Genomic DNA, 798 nt, shown 5'->3' on the forward strand with positions numbered 1-798 from the left:
AACGGGGACTGTGATGGGTAGGGGAGCGTCGTGTGCCGGGTGAAGCAGCCGCGGAAGCGAGTTGTGGACGGTTCACGAGTGAGAATGCAGGCATGAGTAGCGATTCACACGTGAGAAACGTGTGCGCCGATTGACTAAGGGTTCCTGGGTCAAGCTGATCTGCCCAGGGTAAGTCGGGACCTAAGGCGAGGCCGACAGGCGTAGTCGATGGATAACCGGTTGATATTCCGGTACCCGCTGTGAAGCGTCAAATATCGAATCTTCTGATGCTAAGGCCGTGAAGCCGCCCTGATCTCTTCGGAGTTGAGGGGAGTGGTGGAGCCGCCGGCCCAAGGGGGTAGTAGGTAAGTGATGGGGTGACGCAGGAAGGTAGTCCAGCCCGGGCGGTGGTTGTCCCGGGGTAAGGGTGTAGGACGTTCGGTAGGTAAATCCGCCGGGCATGTGTCTGAGACCTGATGCCGAGCCGATTGTGGTGAAGTGGATGATCCTATGCTGTCGAGAAAAGCCTCTAGCGAGTTTTATGGCGGCCCGTACCCTAAACCGACTCAGGTGGTCTGGTAGAGAATACTGAGGCGTTCGGGTGAACTATGGTTAAGGAACTCGGCAAAATGCCCCCGTAACTTCGGGAGAAGGGGGGCCATTCCTGGTGATCGAATTTTCTTCGTGAGCTGGGGGTGGCCGCAGAGACCAGCGAGAAGCGACTGTTTACTAAAAACACAGGTCCGTGCGAAGCCGTAAGGCGATGTATACGGACTGACGCCTGCCCGGTGCTGGAACGTTAAGGGGACCGGTTAGTCA

General features: G+C 57.3%; 1 rRNA gene. It reads left to right on the forward strand.

Features of this window, described 5'->3' with window-relative positions:
• A 23S ribosomal RNA gene (locus JFN87_RS33285) occupies positions 1-798 on the forward strand; the annotation flags it as partial.

This window comes from Streptomyces montanisoli (assembly GCF_017813245.1).
GTDB lineage: Bacteria > Actinomycetota > Actinomycetes > Streptomycetales > Streptomycetaceae > Streptomyces > Streptomyces montanisoli.